This is a genomic window from Jiangella ureilytica, assembly GCF_004348545.1.
In the GTDB taxonomy this organism is placed as follows: domain Bacteria; phylum Actinomycetota; class Actinomycetes; order Jiangellales; family Jiangellaceae; genus Jiangella; species Jiangella ureilytica.
Window position 1 is genome coordinate 77472 of record NZ_SMKL01000017.1, and the last position, 19299, is coordinate 96770.

16 protein-coding genes and 1 pseudogene are annotated in these 19299 nt (G+C 73.7%); 5 read left to right on the top strand and 12 right to left on the bottom strand.

The genetic code is table 11. The features are described from left to right. Window positions 1-16: 16 nt before the first annotated feature. The 8 genes from pstA to E1212_RS10065 form a co-directional block, all read right to left on the bottom strand. Window positions 17-1129: a phosphate ABC transporter permease PstA gene (pstA, locus tag E1212_RS10030; protein WP_131981877.1), complete on the bottom strand. Its 1113-nt coding sequence runs from the start codon at window positions 1127-1129 to the stop codon at window positions 17-19. Continuing rightward, window positions 1129-2085, bottom strand: a complete 957-nt coding sequence (pstC, locus tag E1212_RS10035) for a phosphate ABC transporter permease subunit PstC (RefSeq protein ID WP_131981880.1) — start codon at window positions 2083-2085, stop codon at window positions 1129-1131. Before pstC ends, pstA begins: the two co-directional genes overlap by 1 nt. A gap of 121 nt (window positions 2086-2206) precedes the next feature. Further along, complete coding sequence (gene pstS, locus E1212_RS10040) at window positions 2207-3349, bottom strand: phosphate ABC transporter substrate-binding protein PstS (RefSeq protein ID WP_203416715.1); 1143 nt, start codon at window positions 3347-3349, stop codon at window positions 2207-2209. 204 nt (window positions 3350-3553) lie between these two features. Further along, window positions 3554-4471, bottom strand: a complete 918-nt coding sequence (locus E1212_RS10045; protein WP_238992300.1) for an NUDIX hydrolase — start codon at window positions 4469-4471, stop codon at window positions 3554-3556. Further along, window positions 4471-6081, bottom strand: coding sequence for a CYTH and CHAD domain-containing protein (locus E1212_RS10050; protein WP_162605406.1), 1611 nt, complete (start codon window positions 6079-6081; stop codon window positions 4471-4473). Before E1212_RS10050 ends, E1212_RS10045 begins: the two co-directional genes overlap by 1 nt. Next, the gene (locus tag E1212_RS10055) at window positions 6078-8156 is read right to left on the bottom strand and encodes an RNA degradosome polyphosphate kinase (RefSeq protein ID WP_131981888.1); all 2079 of its coding nucleotides are present in this window, start codon (window positions 8154-8156) and stop codon (window positions 6078-6080) included. Before E1212_RS10055 ends, E1212_RS10050 begins: the two co-directional genes overlap by 4 nt. A gap of 50 nt (window positions 8157-8206) precedes the next feature. Beyond that, the gene (locus tag E1212_RS10060) at window positions 8207-8851 is read right to left on the bottom strand and encodes a response regulator transcription factor (RefSeq protein ID WP_131981890.1); all 645 of its coding nucleotides are present in this window, start codon (window positions 8849-8851) and stop codon (window positions 8207-8209) included. Beyond that, window positions 8839-10098 (bottom strand): sensor histidine kinase, encoded by a 1260-nt coding sequence (locus tag E1212_RS10065; protein WP_131981892.1) that lies wholly within the window; start codon window positions 10096-10098, stop codon window positions 8839-8841. Before E1212_RS10065 ends, E1212_RS10060 begins: the two co-directional genes overlap by 13 nt. 132 nt (window positions 10099-10230) lie before the next feature. On the opposite strand from E1212_RS10065, the gene E1212_RS10070 reads away from it, so the two are divergent. Together E1212_RS10070 and E1212_RS30745 are read left to right on the top strand one after the other, a co-directional pair. After that, entirely contained in the window at window positions 10231-10971 is a 741-nt protein-coding gene (locus tag E1212_RS10070) for an ABC transporter ATP-binding protein (protein ID WP_420814364.1), read from the top strand. 2 nt (window positions 10972-10973) lie between these two features. Further along, window positions 10974-13514: an ABC transporter permease gene (locus E1212_RS30745; RefSeq protein WP_131981912.1), complete on the top strand. Its 2541-nt coding sequence runs from the start codon at window positions 10974-10976 to the stop codon at window positions 13512-13514. 5 nt (window positions 13515-13519) lie between these two features. Here the strand turns inward: E1212_RS30745 and mshD are convergent, their stop codons facing one another. Genes mshD through E1212_RS30915 form a run of 3 tightly spaced genes read right to left on the bottom strand, consistent with a single transcriptional unit; the run spans window position 13520 to window position 15994 of the window. Further along, window positions 13520-14422, bottom strand: coding sequence for a mycothiol synthase (gene mshD, locus E1212_RS10080; RefSeq protein WP_131981894.1), 903 nt, complete (start codon window positions 14420-14422; stop codon window positions 13520-13522). Window positions 14423-14424: 2 nt separating this feature from the next. After that, on the bottom strand, window positions 14425-15198 hold the full coding sequence (locus E1212_RS10085; RefSeq protein ID WP_131981896.1) for an alpha/beta fold hydrolase: 774 nt from the start codon (window positions 15196-15198) through the stop codon (window positions 14425-14427). A gap of 22 nt (window positions 15199-15220) precedes the next feature. Further along, window positions 15221-15994 (bottom strand): response regulator transcription factor, encoded by a 774-nt coding sequence (locus E1212_RS30915; RefSeq protein ID WP_131981898.1) that lies wholly within the window; start codon window positions 15992-15994, stop codon window positions 15221-15223. A 94-nt stretch (window positions 15995-16088) separates the two neighbouring features. Here E1212_RS30915 and E1212_RS10095 point away from each other — a divergent pair, with 94 nt between their 5' ends. Both E1212_RS10095 and E1212_RS10100 read left to right on the top strand, forming a co-directional pair. Further along, window positions 16089-16919, top strand: coding sequence for an alpha/beta hydrolase (locus tag E1212_RS10095; RefSeq protein ID WP_203416717.1), 831 nt, complete (start codon window positions 16089-16091; stop codon window positions 16917-16919). Window positions 16920-16926: 7 nt separating this feature from the next. Further along, a complete protein-coding gene (locus E1212_RS10100; RefSeq protein WP_131981900.1) occupies window positions 16927-17235 on the top strand; it encodes a MoaD/ThiS family protein in 309 nt (102 codons plus the stop codon). On the opposite strand, the gene E1212_RS10105 is transcribed toward E1212_RS10100, so the two are convergent. After that, window positions 17232-18647 (bottom strand): PQQ-binding-like beta-propeller repeat protein, encoded by a 1416-nt coding sequence (locus tag E1212_RS10105; RefSeq protein WP_162605407.1) that lies wholly within the window; start codon window positions 18645-18647, stop codon window positions 17232-17234. The genes E1212_RS10100 and E1212_RS10105 overlap by 4 nt on opposite strands. Before the next feature lie 204 nt (window positions 18648-18851). Between E1212_RS10105 and E1212_RS10110 the strand changes: the two are divergent. Next, window positions 18852-19299: pseudogene (locus E1212_RS10110) on the top strand (hypothetical protein); the annotation flags it as partial.

Sequence of the window (19299 nt, forward strand, 5' to 3'; positions counted from 1 at the left end):
TGGCGGTTTCCTTGCTCTAGCGGCCGGTCTTCGGGGCGAACAGGCGGGCGATGAGTCGGGCGACGAGGTTGAGCACCATGACGATGAGGATCAGGGTCAGTGCCGCTGCCCACGCCCGGTCGAAGCTGGGCTGCGGTGACGAACCCGACAGCGGCCGCATCGCCTGACTGTAGACATAGGCGGGCAGCGACATCATCCAGTCGGAGAACGGGTTGGTGTTGATCGACGACGTGAAGCCGGCGGTGACGATCAGCGGCGCGGTCTCGCCGACCACCCGCGCGATCGCCAGCGTGACGCCGGAGGCGATGCCGGAGATGGCCGTCGGGACGACCACCCGGACGATGGTGCGCCACTTCGGCACGCCCAGGGCGTAGGCGGCCTCGCGCAGCTCGTTCGGGACGATGCGCAGCATCTCCTCGCTCGACCGCACGACCACCGGGATCATCAGCACCGACAGCGCGACGGCGCCGGCGAAGCCGTTGCGGGTGCCGACGCCGAACAGCACCGCGAACAGTGCGGCGGCGAACAGGCCGGCCACGATGGACGGGATGCCGGTCATGACGTCGACGAAGAACGTGATGGCCCGCGCCAGCCGGCCGCGGCCGTACTCGACCAGGTAGATCGAGGTGAGCAGGCCGATGGGCACCGAGATGACCGAGGCCAGCGCCGTGATGAGGAATGTGCCCACGATGGCGTGGTAGGCGCCGCCGATGAACGGGGCCGCGCCCTCGAGGGCCTGCTGGTCGTTGAGGCCGGTGACGTTGCGCATCGACGTCTGCAGGAAGTCGAGGCTGAACCGCTCGAGGCCGTTGTCGAGGACCGACCAGATGACCGAGATCAGCGGCACCAGCGCGATGCCGAACGCGGTGTAGACCAGCGCGGTGACCAGCTTGTCGACGGCCTTGCGCCGGCCCTCGACCACGGCCGACAGTGTGGTGTTGACGATCAGGAAGACCAGCGTCGAGAGGACGGCGAACCGGATCGGCGAGAACCCGCCGAACACGGCCGACAGACCCGCTCCGACCGCGAGCGACGCGACCAGGACGATCTGGGTGGTGTAGCGGGGCAGCTGGTTGTGGGCCAGCGAGCTCGAGGCCGGGCCGGCGGGCGGCAAGGTGTCGATGGACATCAGTTGGCCCCCGAGAACTCACTGCGGCGCGACACGATCCAGCGGGCGAACATGTTCACGGCAAGCGTGATGACGAACAGCACCAGGCCCGCGGCGATGAGCGTGTTCGTCTTGAGCCCCGACGACTCGGGGAAGTCCAGCGCGATCTCCGCGGCGATGGTGTTGTTGCCGCTGGTGAGCATCGACCAGGTGAAGCCGCCGGTCGAGAGCACCATGGCGACGGCCATCGTCTCGCCCAGTGCGCGGCCCAGGCCCAGCATGATGCCGGAGATGATGCCGGGCCGGCCGAACGGGAGGACCGCCATGCGGATCATCTCCCAGCGCGTGGCGCCGAGCGCGAGTGCGGCCTCTTCGTGCAGCGTCGGCGTCTGCAGGAACACCTCGCGCGAGATCGCGGTGATGATCGGCAGGATCATGACCGCCAGCACCAGGCCGGCCGTCATCATCGTGCGGCCCGTGGCCGAGGCCGGGCCGGTGAAGAGCGGGATGAAGCCGAGGTTGTCGGCCAGCCAGGCCCAGGCCGGCTGCACCTGCGGCGCCAGCCACTGGATGCCCCAGAGGCCGAAGACGACGCTGGGGATGGCGGCGAGCAGGTCGACGACGTAGCCGAGGCCCTGCGCCAGCCGGCGGGGCGCGAAGTGCGAGATGAACAGCGCGATGCCCAGTGCGAGCGGCGTCGCGACGACGAGAGCGATGAGCGCCGCGGCGACCGTGCCGAAGACGAGCGGCCAGACGTAGGACAGGAACCCCTCGCCGCCGTCGATCTCGGACGGGTCGGCCGTGAACGTCGGCAGCGCCTCGCGGACGAGGAAGGCTGCCACGCCGGCCAGGATGATCAGGATGAGGATGCCCGCGACCTGCGCGGACCGGGAGAAGATGCGGTCGCCGGGGCGCGCTTTGGCCCGCGGGGGTGCGGACCGCCGCTCGGTCGGCGGTGGTGTGGCGGTGGTGGTCACGGCGTCAGCTCCGGCTCGTGGAGGTCTCGCGGGTCATGCCGGTGTCGTGCGGACGCCGGGCGGTCCGTCCCGCATGGGACGAGCCGCCCGGCGACGTGGAACTTCGTGCAGAGGATAGGACTCAGCCGACCTCGATGGACTCCACGACGGCCTGGACCTCGGTCTGCAGCTCAGGCGAGATCGGGGCCGAACCCGCGGCGTCGGCCGCGGCCTGCTGGCCGTCGTCGCTCGCGACGTAGCCGACGTAGGCCTTCACCAGGTCGCCGACCGCCGGGTCCTCGTAGGCGGTGCAGACGATCGTGTACGAGATCAGCACGATCGGGTAGGCGCCGGACTCGGTGGTGTCGCGGGCGAGCTCGATCGCGAGGTCGTTCTCGGCCCGGCCCTCGGCGCGCGGCGAGGCGTCGACGACGGCAGCGGCGGCCTCGGCAGAGTACTCGACGAACTCCGAGCCGACGCCGATGGCGGCGGTCTGCAGGTCGCCGACCGCGGCGGCGCTGGCGTAGCCGATGGTGCCCTCGGCGGCCTGGACGGCGGCGATGACGCCCGGCGTCTGCGCGCCCGCCTCGCCCGGCAGGTCGGCCGGCCAGTCACCACTGACCTCGTAGGTCCATGCCTCCGGCGCGGCGGCGGCGAGGTACTCGACGAAGTTCTCGGTGGTGCCCGACTCGTCGGAACGGTGCACCGGCGTGATCGCCAGGTCCGGCAGCGTGGCGTCCGGGTTGTCCGCGGCGATGGCAGGGTCGTTCCAGTTGGTGATGGTGCCGTTGAAGATGTTCGCCAGCGTCACCGGGCCGAGCTGCAGGCCGTCGACACCCGGCATGTTGTACGCGACGGCGATCGGGTCGATGTACAGCGGCAGGTTGACGGCCGGCGCACCACACGCGGTCTCCGCGGCGGCCATCTCCTCGTCGTCGAGGTAGGCGTCGGAGCCGGCGAACGCGACCGCGCCGGAGGTGAACTGCTCGCGGCCCGCGCCGGAGCCCTCGGGCGCGTAGTTGACGGTGACGTCGGGGTGCTGGCCCTGGAAGCCGGCGATCCACGCCTGGACCGCGGCCTCCTGCGAGCTGGCGCCCGCGCCGTTCAGGGTGCCGGAGAGCGAGTCGCCGCCGGTCTCGGTGCCCTCGGAGCTGTCGCCACCTGAGGTCTCCTCGTCGGAGGAGTTCTCGGTGTCGGGGTCCGAGCCACAAGCGGCCAGCACGAGGGCGGCCGCGCTGGCGACGGCGACTGGTGCCAGCGTGCGGCGCACGATGCTGAGGTTCACGTCTGGTGTCCTTCCTGGACCTATTCGTCCTTGCGTATCGCCTAGAACGTAGTTTTCGGAGGTGACGCCGTTCCACGCTGAGGGTGAACGGGGAATGAACGGCTGGCGCAGAGAAGTCGACATGTCTCTGACCGTGTGATGGCCGTCACGTGAACGGGCTGAGCGGCCGGTTGCGAGACGATCACGACCCGCCGTTGAGCGTGGTCACAGGTCGGTAACCGGCGGTCGGCCGGCCACGCGCGGCAGGTGCCGCTCGATGGCGGTCACGTGCCCGTGGTCGTGGTGCAGGACGGCGAATCCGCCGGGCTCGAGGTCGTCGCCCGGATCGGTCCCGGCCGCCTCGAAGAGCATCGGCAGGATCGGCCGGTGCGAGCACACCAGCGCAGCGTCGTCGCGCAGCAGCGTCCGCAGGATCGCGACGGCCGGGTGCCGCCCGTCGACGGCCCGCAGGCTCTCCTCGGACAGGTGCGGCTCGAGCTCGACCACGAGGCCCTGCTTGCGGGCGAACGGACGCACGGTCTCGGCGCACCGCACGGAGTCGCTGGAGAGCACCCTCCGCAGCCCGAGCGTGCCCAGCACCTCGCCCAGCGCCTCGAGGTCGGCGACGCCCGCGGCGTCGAGCGGCCGCTCGATGTCCGGACCGGCCCAGTCCGAGCGCGACACCGCCTTGACGTGGCGCAGCAACACCAGCGGCGTGGTCCGCAGCGGCCCGCGCAGGGCGGTGCGGACGAGCTCGGCGTCACGCTCGTAGCTGAGCCGCCGGACCGCCTCGCCCGCGGGCAGGAAGACGACGTCGTCGACCTCGTGGTCGGGCAGCCGCGGCGCCGCCTGCGGGTCGGCCTCGGCCAGCCAGTACCGGACCACCTTGGGCCGTCCGGCGGCGACGTAGTGCTGCGACGGCAGCGGCCGGCCCAGGGCGACGCGGTGCCCGGTCTCTTCGAACACCTCGCGGACCGCGCAGGTCATGAGGTGCTCGCCGGGGTCGGCCTTGCCCTTGGGGAGCGACCAGTCGTCGTACTTGGGGCGGTGGACGAGGCAGATCTCGACGCGCCCCTCGGGCGCTCCCTCCTGGGTCCGCCACAGCACCGCTCCGGCGGCGAGGACGGGGTCTCGCCTGGCCATCACGGCTCGAGCCACCGCCGCCACTTCACCCTCCGCACCTGCGGCCAGGCCTCGGCGAACGCGGCCCGTGCGGCGTGCACGCGGGCCCGCTCGTTCGAGGCCAGGACGCCGAGCGCGAACGCGACGTCGGCGGACGCGTGCTCGGAGTTGGCCAGCTCGCGGGCCTTCGCGGCGGCCATGGCGGCGTCCTGGTGCTCGCCGAGGATCTCGGTGACCTTCTCGATCTGCCGGGCGAACGCCTTGGCGTCGCCGCCGAGGGTGGGGACGACGGCCTCCGCGGCGTAGCGGGTGCGCTTCGCCGCCAGCCGCGCGTCGTGCCACTCGTCGTCGGCATCGGCGTCGGTGAGGCCCTCGGCGGCCCGGTCGAGCCTGGTCCAGGCCTTCTCGACCAGCGGCGGCAGCACGTCGCGGGCCGGGCGTTCGGCGTCGGGCCCGACCAGCGGCCGGGCGACCGCGCGGACCAGGTGGTCGTGCAGGGCGAAGTAGCGGTCGTCGTCGAGCAGCTCGGCCACCCGAGCGCGGGCGTCGGCGACCGTGCCGCCCAGGACCTCGGCGAGCAGCTGCTTCACCTCGGCGGCGGGGAGGTCGGACGGGAGGTCGGCGCAGTGCCGGTCGAGCCGCTCGCGCAGCACGTCACCCTCGCGCAGCTCGCCGAGGCTGCCGGCGAACCAGGCCAGCTCGGTGCGCAGCTGTTCGGCCCACGGCTTGTCGAGCAGCGGCCGGAACGTGCGCAGACCGCTGCGCAGCCGCCGGGCGGCCACCCGGAGCTGGTGCACCGCCTCGGGGTCGGCGGGCTCGCGGCGGAACGCGATGTCGGCCGCACGCAGCGCCCGCACGTGCGTCGACAGGTAGGCGACCAGCGTGTCGCGGGCCGGGTCCTTCGCCTTGGGCACCGGGAAGACGGGCACCTCGGGCGGTGCCGCGGCATTGGGCCCGAGCGCGCGGACCGCCTTCGCGACGAACTCGCCTCCGACGGCGCCGGCGTCGCCCAGTGCCGCGGCCACCGTCGCGATGAGCGGACCGCCGCGCAGCTCTTCCAGCTCGATCTCGCGGAACCGCGCGGCGATCGTGCCGTCGGAGCCGACCACGTGGACGGTGTCGTCGACCAGTTCGCCGACGTCGCCGTCGCCGTCGCGGATGACCTGACGGGCCCGGGTGGTGCGCAGCGTGGAGACCAGGACGAGCGGCTCGGTGCGGGTGATGACGCGGACGAGGACGGCCAGCGCGGCCGGCGGCGTGCGCGGGCCCGCGGCCGGCCGGCCGTCGCCTTCGGCGCCGGGCTCGAGCGGCAGCCGGATCTCGTCGCGGACGCCGACGCCGCCGGCCGGCAGCTTGAGGTGCCAGCCCTCGTCGCCGCCCGCACGTCCGAGGTTCGTTTCTCCGCCGAGGGTGCGGGTGACTCTGCGCCGCAGCGTGATGCCCTCGCGGGCGAGCCGGAGGTCGGGGGTGTCGTAGTAGGCCGACTCGAGCTCGACGACGCCGAGGTCGTCGACCGCGGAGACGCCGGCGAGGGTGGAGAGGTCGGGGATGCGGAAAAGCCCGTGGACGCGGAACTTCTGCTCGACCTCACGCGCGGTGTGTGGTCGGGCGGCCTGCTCCGCACGGCTCACGTGGTGGACCTCCGGCGCTGTTTGCGTTCGATGAGCACCTGCTGCATGTCCGCCAGCGGCTCGCCGTCGGGGCCGAGGTGCACGCGGTCCCAGGTGCCGTCGGGCCGCAGGTGCCACGAGGCGGTTCCGGAGTCGAAGGCGAGGTCGTACAGGCCGTCGATCTCGTGCAGGTGCTCGGCCCGGCGCAGCTTCACCAGTGCCTCGACCCGGCGGTCGAGGTTGCGGTGCATGAGGTCGCCGGAGCCGATCCAGTGCTCGGCGTCGCCGCCGTTCTCGAACGAGTAGATGCGGGAGTGCTCGAGGAAGCGGCCGAGGACGCTGCGCACGCGGATGTTCTCGGACAGCCCCTCGACGCCTGCGCGGATGCTGCAGATGCCGCGCACCCAGATGTCGACCGGCACGCCGGCGGCCGACGCCTCGTACAGCGAGTCGATGATGGCCTCGTCGACGAAGCTGTTGGCCTTGAACCGGATGCGTGCCGGGCGGCCGGCCCGGTGGTGCTCGATCTCGCGGTCGATGCGCTCGATGATGCCGGTGCGCAGCGAGTGGGGCGCCACGAGCAGCCGCTGGTAGTCGGACTCGAGCGAGTACCCGGACAGTGTGTTGAACAGGTGGTTGAGGTCTTCGGCCACCTCGGGGTCGGCCGTCAGCAGGCCCATGTCCTCGTAGATGCGCGCCGTGCGCGGATGGTAGTTGCCGGTGCCGATGTGGCTGTAGCGGCGGATGCCGCCGCCGGCCTCGTCGCGTACGACCAGGCAGAGCTTGCAGTGCGTCTTGAGCCCGACCAGGCCGTAGACGACGTGCACACCGGCCTGCTCGAGCTTGCGCGCCCAGCTGATGTTGGCCTGCTCGTCGAACCGGGCCTTGATCTCGACGACGGCGAGCACCTGCTTGCCGGCCTCGGCGGCGTCGATGAGCGCGTCGACGATGGGGGAGTCGCCGCTGGTGCGGTAGAGCGTCTGTTTGATGCCCAGCACCCGGGGGTCGGCCGCGGCCTGCTCGACGAAGCGCTGCACGCTGGTCGAGAAGGAGTCGTAAGGGTGGTGCACCAGCACGTCGGCCTTCGAGATGGCGGCGAACATGTCGGCCGGCGACGCGGACTCGACGTCGCGCAGGTCGCGGTGCGTGGCCGGGAGGAACGGCCGGTACCGCAGCTCGGCCCGGTCGAGGTCGGCGATGGCGGTGAGCCCGGTGAGGTCGAGCGGCCCGGGCAGCGAGAACGTCTCGCCGTCGCTGACACCCAGCTCGCGCTGGAGCAGGTCGAGCACGTGCGGGTCGACGGTCTCCTCGACCTCGAGCCGGACCGCCGGGCCGAAGCGCCGCCGCATGAGCTCGCGCTCCATGGCGGTCAGCAGGTTCTCGGCGTCGTCCTCCTCGACCTCGACGTCCTCGTTGCGGGTGACCCGGAACATGTGGTGCTGCAGGACGTCCATGCCGGGGAACAGCTGCGCCAGGTGGGCGGCGATGACGTCCTCGAGCGGGACGAAACGCTGCTCGGCGACCGGCAGGAAGCGGGGGAAGTTGGGCGGGACCTTGACCCGGGCGAAGTGCTCGGTCCCGTTGCGCGGGTTGCGGACGACGACGGCGAGGTTCAGCGACAGCCCGGAGATGTACGGGAACGGGTGCGCGGGGTCGACGGCCAGCGGCGTCAGCACCGGGAAGATCCGCTCGCTGAACAGCCGCCGCAGCCGGGCGTGCTCGGCGTCGTCGAGGTCGTCCCAGCGGGCGATGTCGATGCCCTCTTTGACCAGCGCCGGCAGCACGTCGCTGCGGAAGCACTTGGTCTGCCGGGCCATGAGCTCGCGGGTGCGATCGAGGGTGCGTTCGTGCACCTCGCGCGGCATCATGCCGCTGACCGAGGGGAACGCGACGCCGGCCGCCATGCGCCGCTTCAGGCCGGCGACGCGGATCATGTAGAACTCGTCGAGATTGCTGGAGAAGATGGCCAGGAACCGGGCCCGTTCCAGCAGCGGGATGTCGGGATCCTCGGCGAGCTCGAGCACCCGGGTGTTGAAGGCGAGCCACGACAACTCACGGTCGAGGTAGCGCTCTTCCGGCTTCGTCGACTCGGCCATGGCTCAATGCTGTCACGCGCGAGTGAACACTGGGTAGCTCGGGAGGGGCCTCATGACTCGAGATAGGCGAGGACCGCCCGGACCCGGCGGTGCCCCGCGTCGCCCTGGGCCAGCCCGAGCTTGGCGAAGATGCTGCGGATGTGCTTGCTGACCGCGGTCTCGGTGACCACCAGCCGCCCGGCGATGTCGAGGTTGGCCAGCCCCTCGGCCATGAGCGCCAGCACCTCGCGCTCGCGCGGCGTGAGGGTGCGGATGGGGTCGTCGGCCCGGCGGCGCACCATGAGCTGCGACACCACCTCGGGGTCCATGACGGTGCCCCCGCCGACCACGCGATGCAGCGCGTCGAGGAACTCGCCGACCTTGCCGACCCGCTCCTTGAGCAGGTAGCCGACGCCGTCGGCGCCGCTCGCCAGCAGCTCGGTGGCGTAGCTGTCCTCGACGTAGGCCGACAGGACGAGGACGGGCAGGCCGGGCCGGTCGCGCCGGGCGGCGGCCGCGGCGGCGATGCCCTCGTCGGTGAAGCCGGGCGGCAGGCGGACGTCGACGACGGCGGCGTCGGGCGCCTCGGCGGCCACGGCGGCGAGGAAGTCGTCGGCGTTGTCGACGGCGGCGGCCACCTCGATGCCCTCGTTCGCCAGCAGCAGCACCAGGCCCTCGCGGAGCAGGGTGTCGTCCTCGGCGATCACGACGCGCACGGGATCACCGCCCGCACCAGCGTCGGCCCGCCGTGCGGGCTGGTGACCTCGGTGTGGCCGTCGAACGCGGCGACGCGGCGGCGGATGCCGGCGAGGCCGCTGCCGCCGGACTCGTCGGCGCCACCGTGGCCGTCGTCGCGGACCTCGATCACCAGCGCCTCCTCCTCGTCCGGGCCGGCCGGGGGCCGCACCGTCGCGGTGACCTCGGCGTGCTCGGCGCCGCTGTGCTTGGCGGTGTTGGTCAGGGCCTCGGCGACCACGAAGTACGCCGTGGCCTCGAGCGCGGCGGGCAGCCGGCGCAGGCCGTCGACGCGCAGCGTGCACGGGACCGCGCAGCGCGCGGCGAGGGCGGCCAGTGCGCCGTCGAGCCCGCGTTCGGCCAGCACGGGCGGATAGATGCTGCGCACGACCTCGCGCAGCTCGCCCAGGGCGTCGGCGGCCTGGTCCTGGGCGCGCAGCAGCAGCGGCAGCGCCGAGGCGGGGTCGCGGCGCAGCGCCCGCTCGGCGATGCCGAGGTGCATGATCACGCCGACCAGCCGGTTCTGGGTGCCGTCGTGCAGGTCGCGCTCGATGCGCCGCAGCTCCGCGCCGTGCGCCTCGAGGGCGGCGGCCCGGGTGGCGGTCAGCTCGGTGACCCGCTCGCTGAGCCGGGCGTCGCGGGTGGGCAGCAGCAGCGCGCGGGCGCCCCATGCCTGCCACGTGGCCAGCAGCGGCACCAGAACCAGCGTCAGCACCAGCCAGCCGAGGCCGAGGGGCAGCATGCCCAGCGCCCCGAGCCACGACGTCACCGGGTAGGGCGACTGGACCGGGTCGTCGCTCGGCATCGCCGACCAGTACAGCGGCACCACGGCGGCGTTGAGGACGCTGAGCGGCAGCAGCAGCGCCCCGATGCCGACGACCAGCCCGGTGAGGCCGTGGATCAGGAGCCACCCGAGGTCGCGCCGGGTGGCGGCTTCGGCCAGCAGGGCGCGGGTGGAGACGGGCCCGGGCTCGTCGGGCGGCGGGTACGGGGCGGGGACCGGGCGGCCGGTGAACGCCGTGACCCGGCGGCGCTCGCCGCCGGCCCACCGGCGCACCGCCCGCACCGTCGACGGGATGGCCAGCCAGCCGATCCCGATCAGGGTGAACGCGGCCACCAGCAGCACCCGGATCAGCAGGACCAGCGCCACCGCCGAGCTGACGAGCCCGCGCAGCAGGTACGGCAGCGCCCGTCGCGTCGCCGCGACCGCCACCCGCACCCTGCCCATGTCCTCAGCATGCCCGACCGACCCCCCGCGAGTCGGTATACCCAGCACCACCATCGATCGGGGCGTCAGCCGGATCGTCACCGCCGCGTCCGCTCCATAGCGTCGTGACCAGGTCCTACAAGGAGGAACGACGTGCACACCATGACGGCACCGGCGGTCCGGCTCGACGCCGTGACCAAGATCTACGGGAGCGGCGACAACCGGGTGACGGCGCTGCGCGAGGTCGGCGCCGACCTCGCCACCGGCACCTTCACCGCGATCATGGGCCCGTCCGGGTCCGGTAAGAGCACCTTCCTGCAGTGCGCCGCCGGGCTGGACCGGCCGACGTCGGGCTCGGTCCGGCTGGGCGACACCGAACTGTCGACGCTGTCGGACAACGAGCTGACCGTGGTCCGCCGCGACCGCATCGGCTTCGTCTTCCAGGCCTACAACCTGCTGTCCTCGCTGAGCGTCGAGGACAACGTGTCGCTGCCGCTGCGGCTGGCCGGACGCAGGATCGACCCCGACTGGATCGCCCGGGTGGCCGGGTCGGTCGGGCTGGGCGAGCACCTGCAGCGGCGTCCGGCCCAGCTCTCCGGCGGCCAGCAGCAGCGGGTGGCCATCGCCCGGGCGCTGGTCACCGAGCCGGACGCCGTCTTCGCCGACGAGCCCACGGGGGCGCTCGACACGCGCACCGGCCGGCAGGTGCTGGAGCTGCTGCGCCGCGTCGTCGACGAGAGCGGCCAGACGGTGGTCATGGTGACGCACGACCCGGTCGCGGCGTCCTTCGCCGACCGGGTGCTGTTCCTCGCCGACGGCCGGATCACCGGCGTCGTGGACGCGCCGACGGCCGAGCTGGTCGCCGAGCGCATGACGAAGCTCGGGGCGTGGTGAGGATGCGCGACATCGCCCGCAAGACCATCAAGGGGCGCAAGGCCGGGTTCGCCGGCGCGTTCCTCGCCGTGCTGCTCGCGTCGGTGCTGGTGACGGCGCTGGGCGTGTTGGTGGAGTCCGGTGTGCGGGGCGGCCTGCCGCCCCAGCGCTACGACGGCGCCGACGTCGTCGTGGGCGGCGTGCAGGCGCTGCCGGTCGTCGAGGACACCGATCTCCCGCTGTCCGAACGGGTCCGGCTGCCGGCCGGCGTGGTCGACGCCGTCGCCGCCGTGCCGGGCGTGGCCGAGGCGGCCGGCGACGTCGCCGTCCCGGTGAGCGTCGTGGCCGGCGGCGCGGTGGCCGACACGCCGCGGCCGGTGACCGGGCACGGCTGGTCGTCGGCGGTGCTCACGCCGTTCGAGGTCGACGGCGACGGCGCCGGCCCGGAGCGCGACGACGAGGTGGCGCTCGAGGACGATCTCGCGTCGTCGCTGGGCGCCGGGGTCGGCGACCGCGTCGAGCTGGCCGTCGGCGGGGTCGCGTCCGAGTACACGGTGACCGGCGTGGTGACCCGGCCCGGCGGCGCCGACGCGCGCGAGTCGGCGGTGTTCCTCACCGACGAGCGGGCCGGCGAGCTGGCCGGCGCGGAAGGGCGGTGGGACGCCGTCGGCGTGGTCGCGGCCGACGGGGTGGCCACGGACGACCTGGCCGGCCGGATCGCCGACGCCGTGCCCGGCGTGCGCACCTACACCGGAGACGCCCGGGGCCACGTGGAGTTCTTCGACATCGGGCGGGCCCGCAGCGAACTGACGTTCCTGGCGCTGTCACTGGCCGGCACCACGGTGCTGATCGCGATGTTCGTCGTGGCGAGCACGCTGGCGCTGTCGATCCAGCAGCGACGGCGCGAGTTCGCGCTGCTGCGGGCGGTCGGCGCGAAGCGCGGGCAGGTCCGGCGGCTGGTCGGCGCCGAGGTCATGCTGCTCGCCGGCACGGCCGCGGTGCTCGGCGCGGTGCCCGGGTACCTGGTGGCGGTCCTGCTGGGCAGGGGATTCGCCGGCTCCGGGCTGTTGCCGGCCGACTTCCGGCTCGCGATGAGCCCGCTGCCGGGGCTTGCCGCCATCGTGCTGTGCCTGGTGACGGCGCGGCTGGCGGGGTGGGTGGCGGCCCGGCGACCGGCGCGGTTGAACCCCGTCGAGGCGCTGGGGGAGAGCGCGGTCGAGGAGCCGCGGCTGGGCACCGGGCGGGTCATCGCCGGCGTGGTGCTGATCCTGCTGGGGCTGGCGGCGTCGGGCATCCCGATGCTGGTGCCCGGCACGGTGGCCGTGGCCGGTGCGGCGGGCGGGGCGCTCCTGCTGGCCATCGGCGTGGCGCTGCTGGGGCCGCGGGTGCTGGGCGCGGCGGCCGGGCTGCTGGCCGCCCCGGTGCGGCGGCTGTCGCCCGTGCACGGGTATCTGGCGACGGCGAACATGCGGGCCAACTCGCGCCGGCTGGCGGCGGCCGTCACGCCGATCGTGCTGGCGGTCGCGGTCGTCTCCGTCCAGCTGTTCAGTCAGAGCACGCTGGCGGCCGCGGCCGGCCGGCAGACCGTCGACGGCGTCGTGGCCGGCCATGTGGTCACCGGGAGCGACGGCGGCGTCGGCGCGGCGGTCACGGACGAGCTGCGGCGCGAGCTGGGCGACGACGCCACGGTGACGCCGGTCGTGCACAGCCAGGTCGTCGTCCGGTACACCGAGCTGGGCGACCCGGCCCAGGAGACGTTCGCCGCGCAGGGGCTGGACCCCGCCGGGCTCGAGCGCACGCTCGACCTCGAGGTCCGCGACGGCGACCTCGGCGACCTGCGCGACGGCACCGTGGCGTTGAGCCGCAACGCCTCGGCCACGTTCGGCGCCTCGGTCGGCGAGACCGTCGAGATCGTGCTGGGCGACGGCACCGCCATCGAGCCGACCGTGGTCGCGGTCTACGGTCGTGGCCTGGGCTTCGGCGACCTGACGCTGCCGCACGACCAGCTGGCGGCGCACACGACCACCGGGCAGGACAGCTGGGTGCTGATCGGCGGCGCCGATGCCGAGGCCACCGGCGACACCCTCGCCCGGGTGGCCGCCGCCTACCCGGGCCTGGTCGCCGGCACCGGCGCCGGCCTGTCCGCGGCCGGCTCGGCCGAGCGGTCGGCGGAGTCGTCCACCAGTCTGGTCGCGCTGCTCGCACTGCTCGCCTACCTGGCGGTGTCGGTCGTGAACACGCTGGTCATGGCCACGTCGGAGCGGACCCGTGAGTTCGCCCTGCTGCGGCTGGCCGGGGCGGGGCGGCGGCACGTGCTGGCGATGATGCGGGTCGAGGCGGCCGTGATCGTCGCGGTGTCGGTCGTGGTCGGCCTGCTGGTCGCGCTGCCGCCGCTGGTGGGGGTCAGCGTGGGCCTGACGGAGTCGTTCCTGCCGTCGATCTCGGCGGCCGGGTTCCTCGGCATCGTGCTGACGACAGCGCTGCTGGGCTTCCTCGCCATCGGTGTCCCGGCCCGCGCCGCGCTCCGGTTGCGCCCCGTCGACGCGATCGGGCTGCGCGAGTGACGCGCTCAGGCGTCGCGGCGGTAGGCGACGTCGACGGCGTGGCGGGTGAAGCCGGTCCCCTCGTAGAGGCGGACGGCGGCCGCGTTGTCGCCCTCGACGTAGAGGGTGACGGTGCGGACGCCGGCCACGTCGGCCAGGTACCGCAGCCCGGCCGTGGTGAGCGCGCGGCCCAGTCCGCGGCCGTGCGCGGACGGCGCGACGCCCAGCACGTACACCTCGCCGATCGCCTCGTCGACTCCGTCGCGGCCCGGGTTGGGGTCGTGCTCGTGCACCTTCGTCCAGTGGTAGCCGAGCAGCCGGTCGTCGGCGTCGACCGCGAGCAGGAAGCCGGCCGGGTCGAAGCCGGGCTCGCGTTCGGCCGCGGTGATGTCGGCGAGGGTCTGGCCGCCCTGCTCCGGGTGCCAGCTGAACGCGGCGTTGTTGACCTCGAGCCAGGCGGCCTCGTCGCGGCCCGGCTCGAACGGCCGCAGCCGGACGCCGTCGGGCCACTGCGGCTCGGGCAGTTCGCCCGGGGCGACGCGCCGGCGCAGCTGCAGCAGCTCGCGAGCGCGGGTGAGGCCGTGCCGCCGGGCCAGCGCGGCGGCGCCCGGGTGGTCGCCGTGCGACCAGAGCCAGAGCTCGCCGGTGATGAAGTCGAGCAGGTCGTTGAGCAGCGCGCCGCCCAGGCCGCGCCCGCGGTGCTCGGGGTCGACGACCAGCTCGGCGGCGAGCCGGTCGCCCTGGACGGCCGCGTACGCCGCGCCCGCGAGGCGGTCACCGGCTCGAACGGCCAGCGCCGCCGTCGTCGACCCGTCGCGGGCGGCCGGGAACAAGTCGTCGGAGAACGGCGCGGCGCCGTCGGCGGCCCGGGCGCGGCCGGCCAGCGCGACCAGCTCGGCGACCTCGGCGGCCGTGAACGTGGTGGCCATGCTCAGGCGGCGGCCGGCGCGCGGCGGATCGGCGCGACCGTCGGCACCGGGTCCTGGGTCAGGAAGTCGAGCACCAGCCGGTTGACCAGGCCGGGCTTCTCCTGCGTCAGGAAGTGCGACGTGCCCGGCACGACGGCCAGCTCGGCGTTCGGCATCGCGTCGTACATCTCGACCATGTGCGCCAGCGTGACGAGGTCGTCGTCGGCGACCATGAGCAGTGTGCGGTGCGAAACCTTCGCCAGCTCGGCGACCGGCAGGTACGGCTCACGCTCGGACATCGCGCCGACCTTCTCCGCCACGACGCGGAAGTGCTCGGCGCCGTCGGGCGACACCTCGGCGTAGGCCGGGCCGAGGAACTGCTCGAGCAGGTCGAGGTCCCACGGCGCGTCGGGCACCGCGTCGCCGTCCTTGCTGAACCCGCCGCTGATGAGGACCATGCGGTTCGCCAGCTCGGGGCGCTGCAGCGCGACCAGCAGCCACACGAACGCGCCGACGCTGTGCCCCAGCACGTCGGCGGGGCGGCCGACGGCCTGCTCGAGAAACGCGATCATGTCCTCGGCCATGGCCTGGAACGTGATGGGGCCATCGACGTCGGCCGTGCGCCCGTGTCCGCGCAGGTCCGGCGTGTAGACGGTGAACCGCTCGGCCAGCGGCCCGAGGTTGGGCTCGAACCAGCGGGAGTCGACCATGCCGCCGTGCAGCAGGACCAGCGGGCCGCCGTCGCCGTGCTGCTCGTACCAGGTGCGCGCCGGCCCGATCGTGACGTAGTCACCCATGGGACGACCCTAGCGGCAGGGGTCAGTCGGGCAGCGTGATGCTCATGGCGCCGCGCTCGACCCCGGCGGGCGGCACATCCTCGTCAGGGAGCGGCACGCTCGCCGTCGCCCGGCCGGACCGGCCCTGCGTAGGAGGGACGAACCGATACCCGACGTTGCGGACGGTGCCGATGAGCGACTCGTGGTCGGCGCCGAGCTTGGCCCGCAGCCGCCGCACATGGACGTCGACCGTGCGGGTACCACCGAAGTAGTCGTAGCCCCACACCTCTTGGAGGAGCTGAGCGCGGGTGAACACACGGCCGGGATGCTGGGCCAGGAACTTCAGCAGCTCGAACTCCTTGTACGTGAGGTCGAGTGTGCGCCGGGCCACCTTGGCGGTGTACGTGGCCTCGTCGATGACGAGGTCGCCGGAGCGGATCTCGTCGGGTGCGTCGTCGCCGGCCGCGGCCAGCCGGCCCTGCGCGAGCCGCAGCCGAGCCTCGACCTCGGCCGGCCCCGCGGAGTCGAGGAGGACGTCGTCGATGCCCCATTCGGCGGTGACCGCGGCCAGCCCGCCCTCGGTGACGATGGCCATGAGCGGCACGTCGACGCCGGTGGTGCGGATGAGCCGCGTGAGGCCGCGCGCCTGGGAGAGGTCGCGCCGCGCGTCGACGGCGACGACGTCACCCGTCGGCGCGTCGACCAGCGCCGATGCCTCCGCCGGGAGGACCCGGACGTCGTGCAGCAGGAAGCCCAGTGCCGGTAGCACCTCGGCCGAGGGCTGCAGCGAGTTGGTCAGCAGGACGATGGTTGCCATGTCGCGACCTCCAGTCGGGCCGGGTGCCCCACGAACGCACAAGGGACCTGTCGGCGTCATCGCCCAGGTCCCTTGGTGAGAGAGAATAGCTGATATGCCCGACCTCGACACGTCCGGGGCAGACATCGATCCCCGGCCGGACGTCCGCCCGACACGTTCCGGACACACGCGCCGCCTGCTGGCGGCCGACGGGACGCTGCTGCACGCCCGCTACTTCCCCCGCCGCGACGGCGTCGCCGGCGACCTCGCCGTGGTCGTCGCCCACGGGTTCACCCAGAGCTCGCGCAGCCCGCAGATGAAGCGCATCTGCAGCTGGCTCAGCGAGCACGCGTCGGTGGTCCTGCTCGACCTGCGCGGCCACGGCCGCTCCCGCGGGCACTCCACGCTGGGCTGGCGCGAGGTGCTCGACATGGACGCGGCGGTGAGCTGGGCGCGGGCGCTGGGCTACCGGCGGGTCGCCACGCTCGGGTTCTCGCTCGGCTCCGCGGTCGCGGTGCGGCACGGCGCGCTGCACCGCGGCGTCGGCGCCGTGGCCGCCGTCAGCGTCCCCGGCGAGTGGCACTACCGCGGCACGGCGGCCATGCGCACGCTGCTGCGGCTCATCCTCACCAAGCCGGGGCGGCTGCTGCTGCGGCTGGCCCGGCGCACGCGCGTGTCGCCGCTCGGCTGGTCGACGCCCGACCCCATCGACGCGCGCGCCGCGGCCGCCGAGCTCGACGTTCCCTTGCTGGTGGTGCACGGCGACCAGGACGACTACTTCCCCGTGCACCACGCCTGGCAGGTGCACGCCGCCGCGCCCGAGGCCACGCTCTGGCTCGAGCGCGGCTTCGGGCACGCCGAGGCCGGCGCCACCGAGTCGCTGGTCTCGCGCATCGGCGCCTGGCTCGACCAGCACACGCGCGCCGTCGACGCCGTCCGGGCATGATGGATCCATGGCGAAGGTGACCCTGCACTACTGGGCGGCCATCCGCGCGGCGGCCGGCATCCCCGAAGAGGTCGTCGACGCCGGCACGCTCGCCGAGGCGCTGGCCGCGGCCCGCGCGGCGCACGCCGGCAACCCGCGGTTCGCCACCGTCCTCGACATCTGCGCCGTGGTGGTCGACGGCACACCCGCCGGCTCGCGCGACCGGTCGGCCATCGCGCTGCACGACGGGTCCGCCGTCGAGCTGCTCCCGCCGTTCGCCGGCGGGAGCAGCCCGCGCGTGACCTCCTGGCCCGGCCCGACGACATCCGAGGGCTAGCTGGTGCGGCGGCCTCCGACCAGGTAGGACGGCTCACCGACCGCCCCCTCCAGGATCGCCGCGCCGAACTCGCCGTCGACCATCTCGAAGCTCTCGTGCGGCGGCTCGATCGCCGTCGCCTCGCCCGAGGCCAGGTCGATGGTGAGGGTGCCGTTCTCGGTCGAGCCGTAGACGGTGGTGTCGTCGACGGCCCAGCCCTGGATGCCGAAGTCCGTCGGCACCCGGGTGACGGTGCCGGCCTCGATGTCCACGATGACGGCCAGCGTCGACCATGACGCGAACAGGTGCGTGCCGTCGGGCGAGAGCAGCGTCCCGGTCTCGCCGGCCATGACGTCGGCGGCCGCGGCGGCCGGCTCGGCCCCGGCAAGGTCGGCGGGGGTAGGCGTGACGGCCTCGTGGGTGGCGGCGTCGAGCCAGCTCAGCTCGAACGTCGTGTAGTTCTCGTCGGTCGGGGTGACGGTCAGCACGTAGCCGCCCACGATGATCGTCAGCTGGTTCGGGCCCTCGCCGAAGAGGCTGTCCTCCTCGTTGGGCGTCCCGGTGACGGTGTTCCAGGCCTCGGTGCCGTCGGCACTGCGGGCCAGCCAGCCCACGTGGGTCGAGCCGTTCTCGGGGCCGTCCGGGGTCCAGGCCACGCCCTTGACGTAGGACAGCAGGAGGTCGCCGGAGACTCCGGCGAACCGCTCGTCCAGGTCGTAGTCGCCGATGACCATCGGCTCAGGGTCGCGGTTCACCGTGGTGAACTCGGCCGCGCCCGGGGCCAGGAACTGATCGCCGGCCAGCAGGCCCTGGTCGGTCCAGTAGACGTCGGTCGCGGCCAGCTCGCTCTGCGGGGCGGTGATGTGCACCTCGGGCTCGAAGGCGGGGTCCTCGCTGCCGGCGTCGCCGCCGTCGTCGCCGCCCGCGTCGGCCGGCCACGCCAGGTAGCCCCAAGCCGCCGAGGCCTCGGTCAGCGCGTCGCCGGCGTCGCTCTCGGTGACCACGACGGCGACGCCCGGGTCGCCGCCGACCTCGGTGGCGCGTAGCCCGGACGCCGGGCCGGGCAGCACCGAGGACTTCCAGAGCCGGTCGCCGGTCTCGGCGTCCAACGCGATCACGTGCCGCGCGGCCGTGGGGTCGGAGGCGTCCGGCTCGAGCGCGAACACGATGCCGTCGGCCAGGACCGGGCGTTCCAGGTCCGAGTGCGCCCAGCAGGCGTCCGGGCGGAGGCCCTCGGGCAGCGACTCGCGCAGCTGCGGTGGGCAGGGAGACTCCAGGCCGGTCTCCTCGGGGGTGGAGTCGTCCGACGGCGCCTGGCTCGGCGCGTCGGTGCTGGGCTCGGAGGCGGAGGGGTCGGAGTCGTCGCCGCACCCCGTCAGTGCGACCGCCGCGACGGCCAGGAGCGCCGCGATCCGGCCGCGAGTGGTGGACATGTCCAGTGGATCCTCTCGGTCGACATGTGCCCGTTCGTCATCACGTGAAACGTTGTGCCATATACCGTAGGGGACCGGCGCCCGTCCAGCGGGCGAGACCGACATCACGCCGCACCCGCCGAGCGCCCGTCCAGCGGCCGGACTGTTGTGGACTTGTTGTCATTTCGGCGTGGGTGGGGGGTCCGGGTCTGCAAGCATTCAAAGGTGCCCTCCGTCCAAGCCTCGCTGGCCGTCGCCGCCCTCGCCGGCGTCCTGGTCCTCGCGTCGGCATCCGGGAGCACCCTGCTGGCCGGCGGCATCGCCCTGGTCGTCCTGATCTTCACGCTCGGCGCGGTCGGCGCGGCGCGCGTGCACTCGGCCCGCTGGTCGGCCGTCGTCGCCCTGCTCGCGGCCGGCGGCGCGCTCGGGTGGACGTGGGCCGAGAGCACGTCCGACCTCACGCCCATCGCGGCGCTGCTGGGTCCCACGCTGGTGCTCTCGATCGTGGTCCAGCTCTGGCGGCGCGACGGCCGGGCCGGGCTCACCACGTCGCTGGCGGTCGCCGTCACGGCGTCCGTGCTGGCCGTCCTGCCGGTCACCTGGCTGGCGCTGCGCGAGTCCAGCGACGGGCGGTATCCCGTCGGGCTGGCGCTGCTGGGGGTGGGGGCGGTGG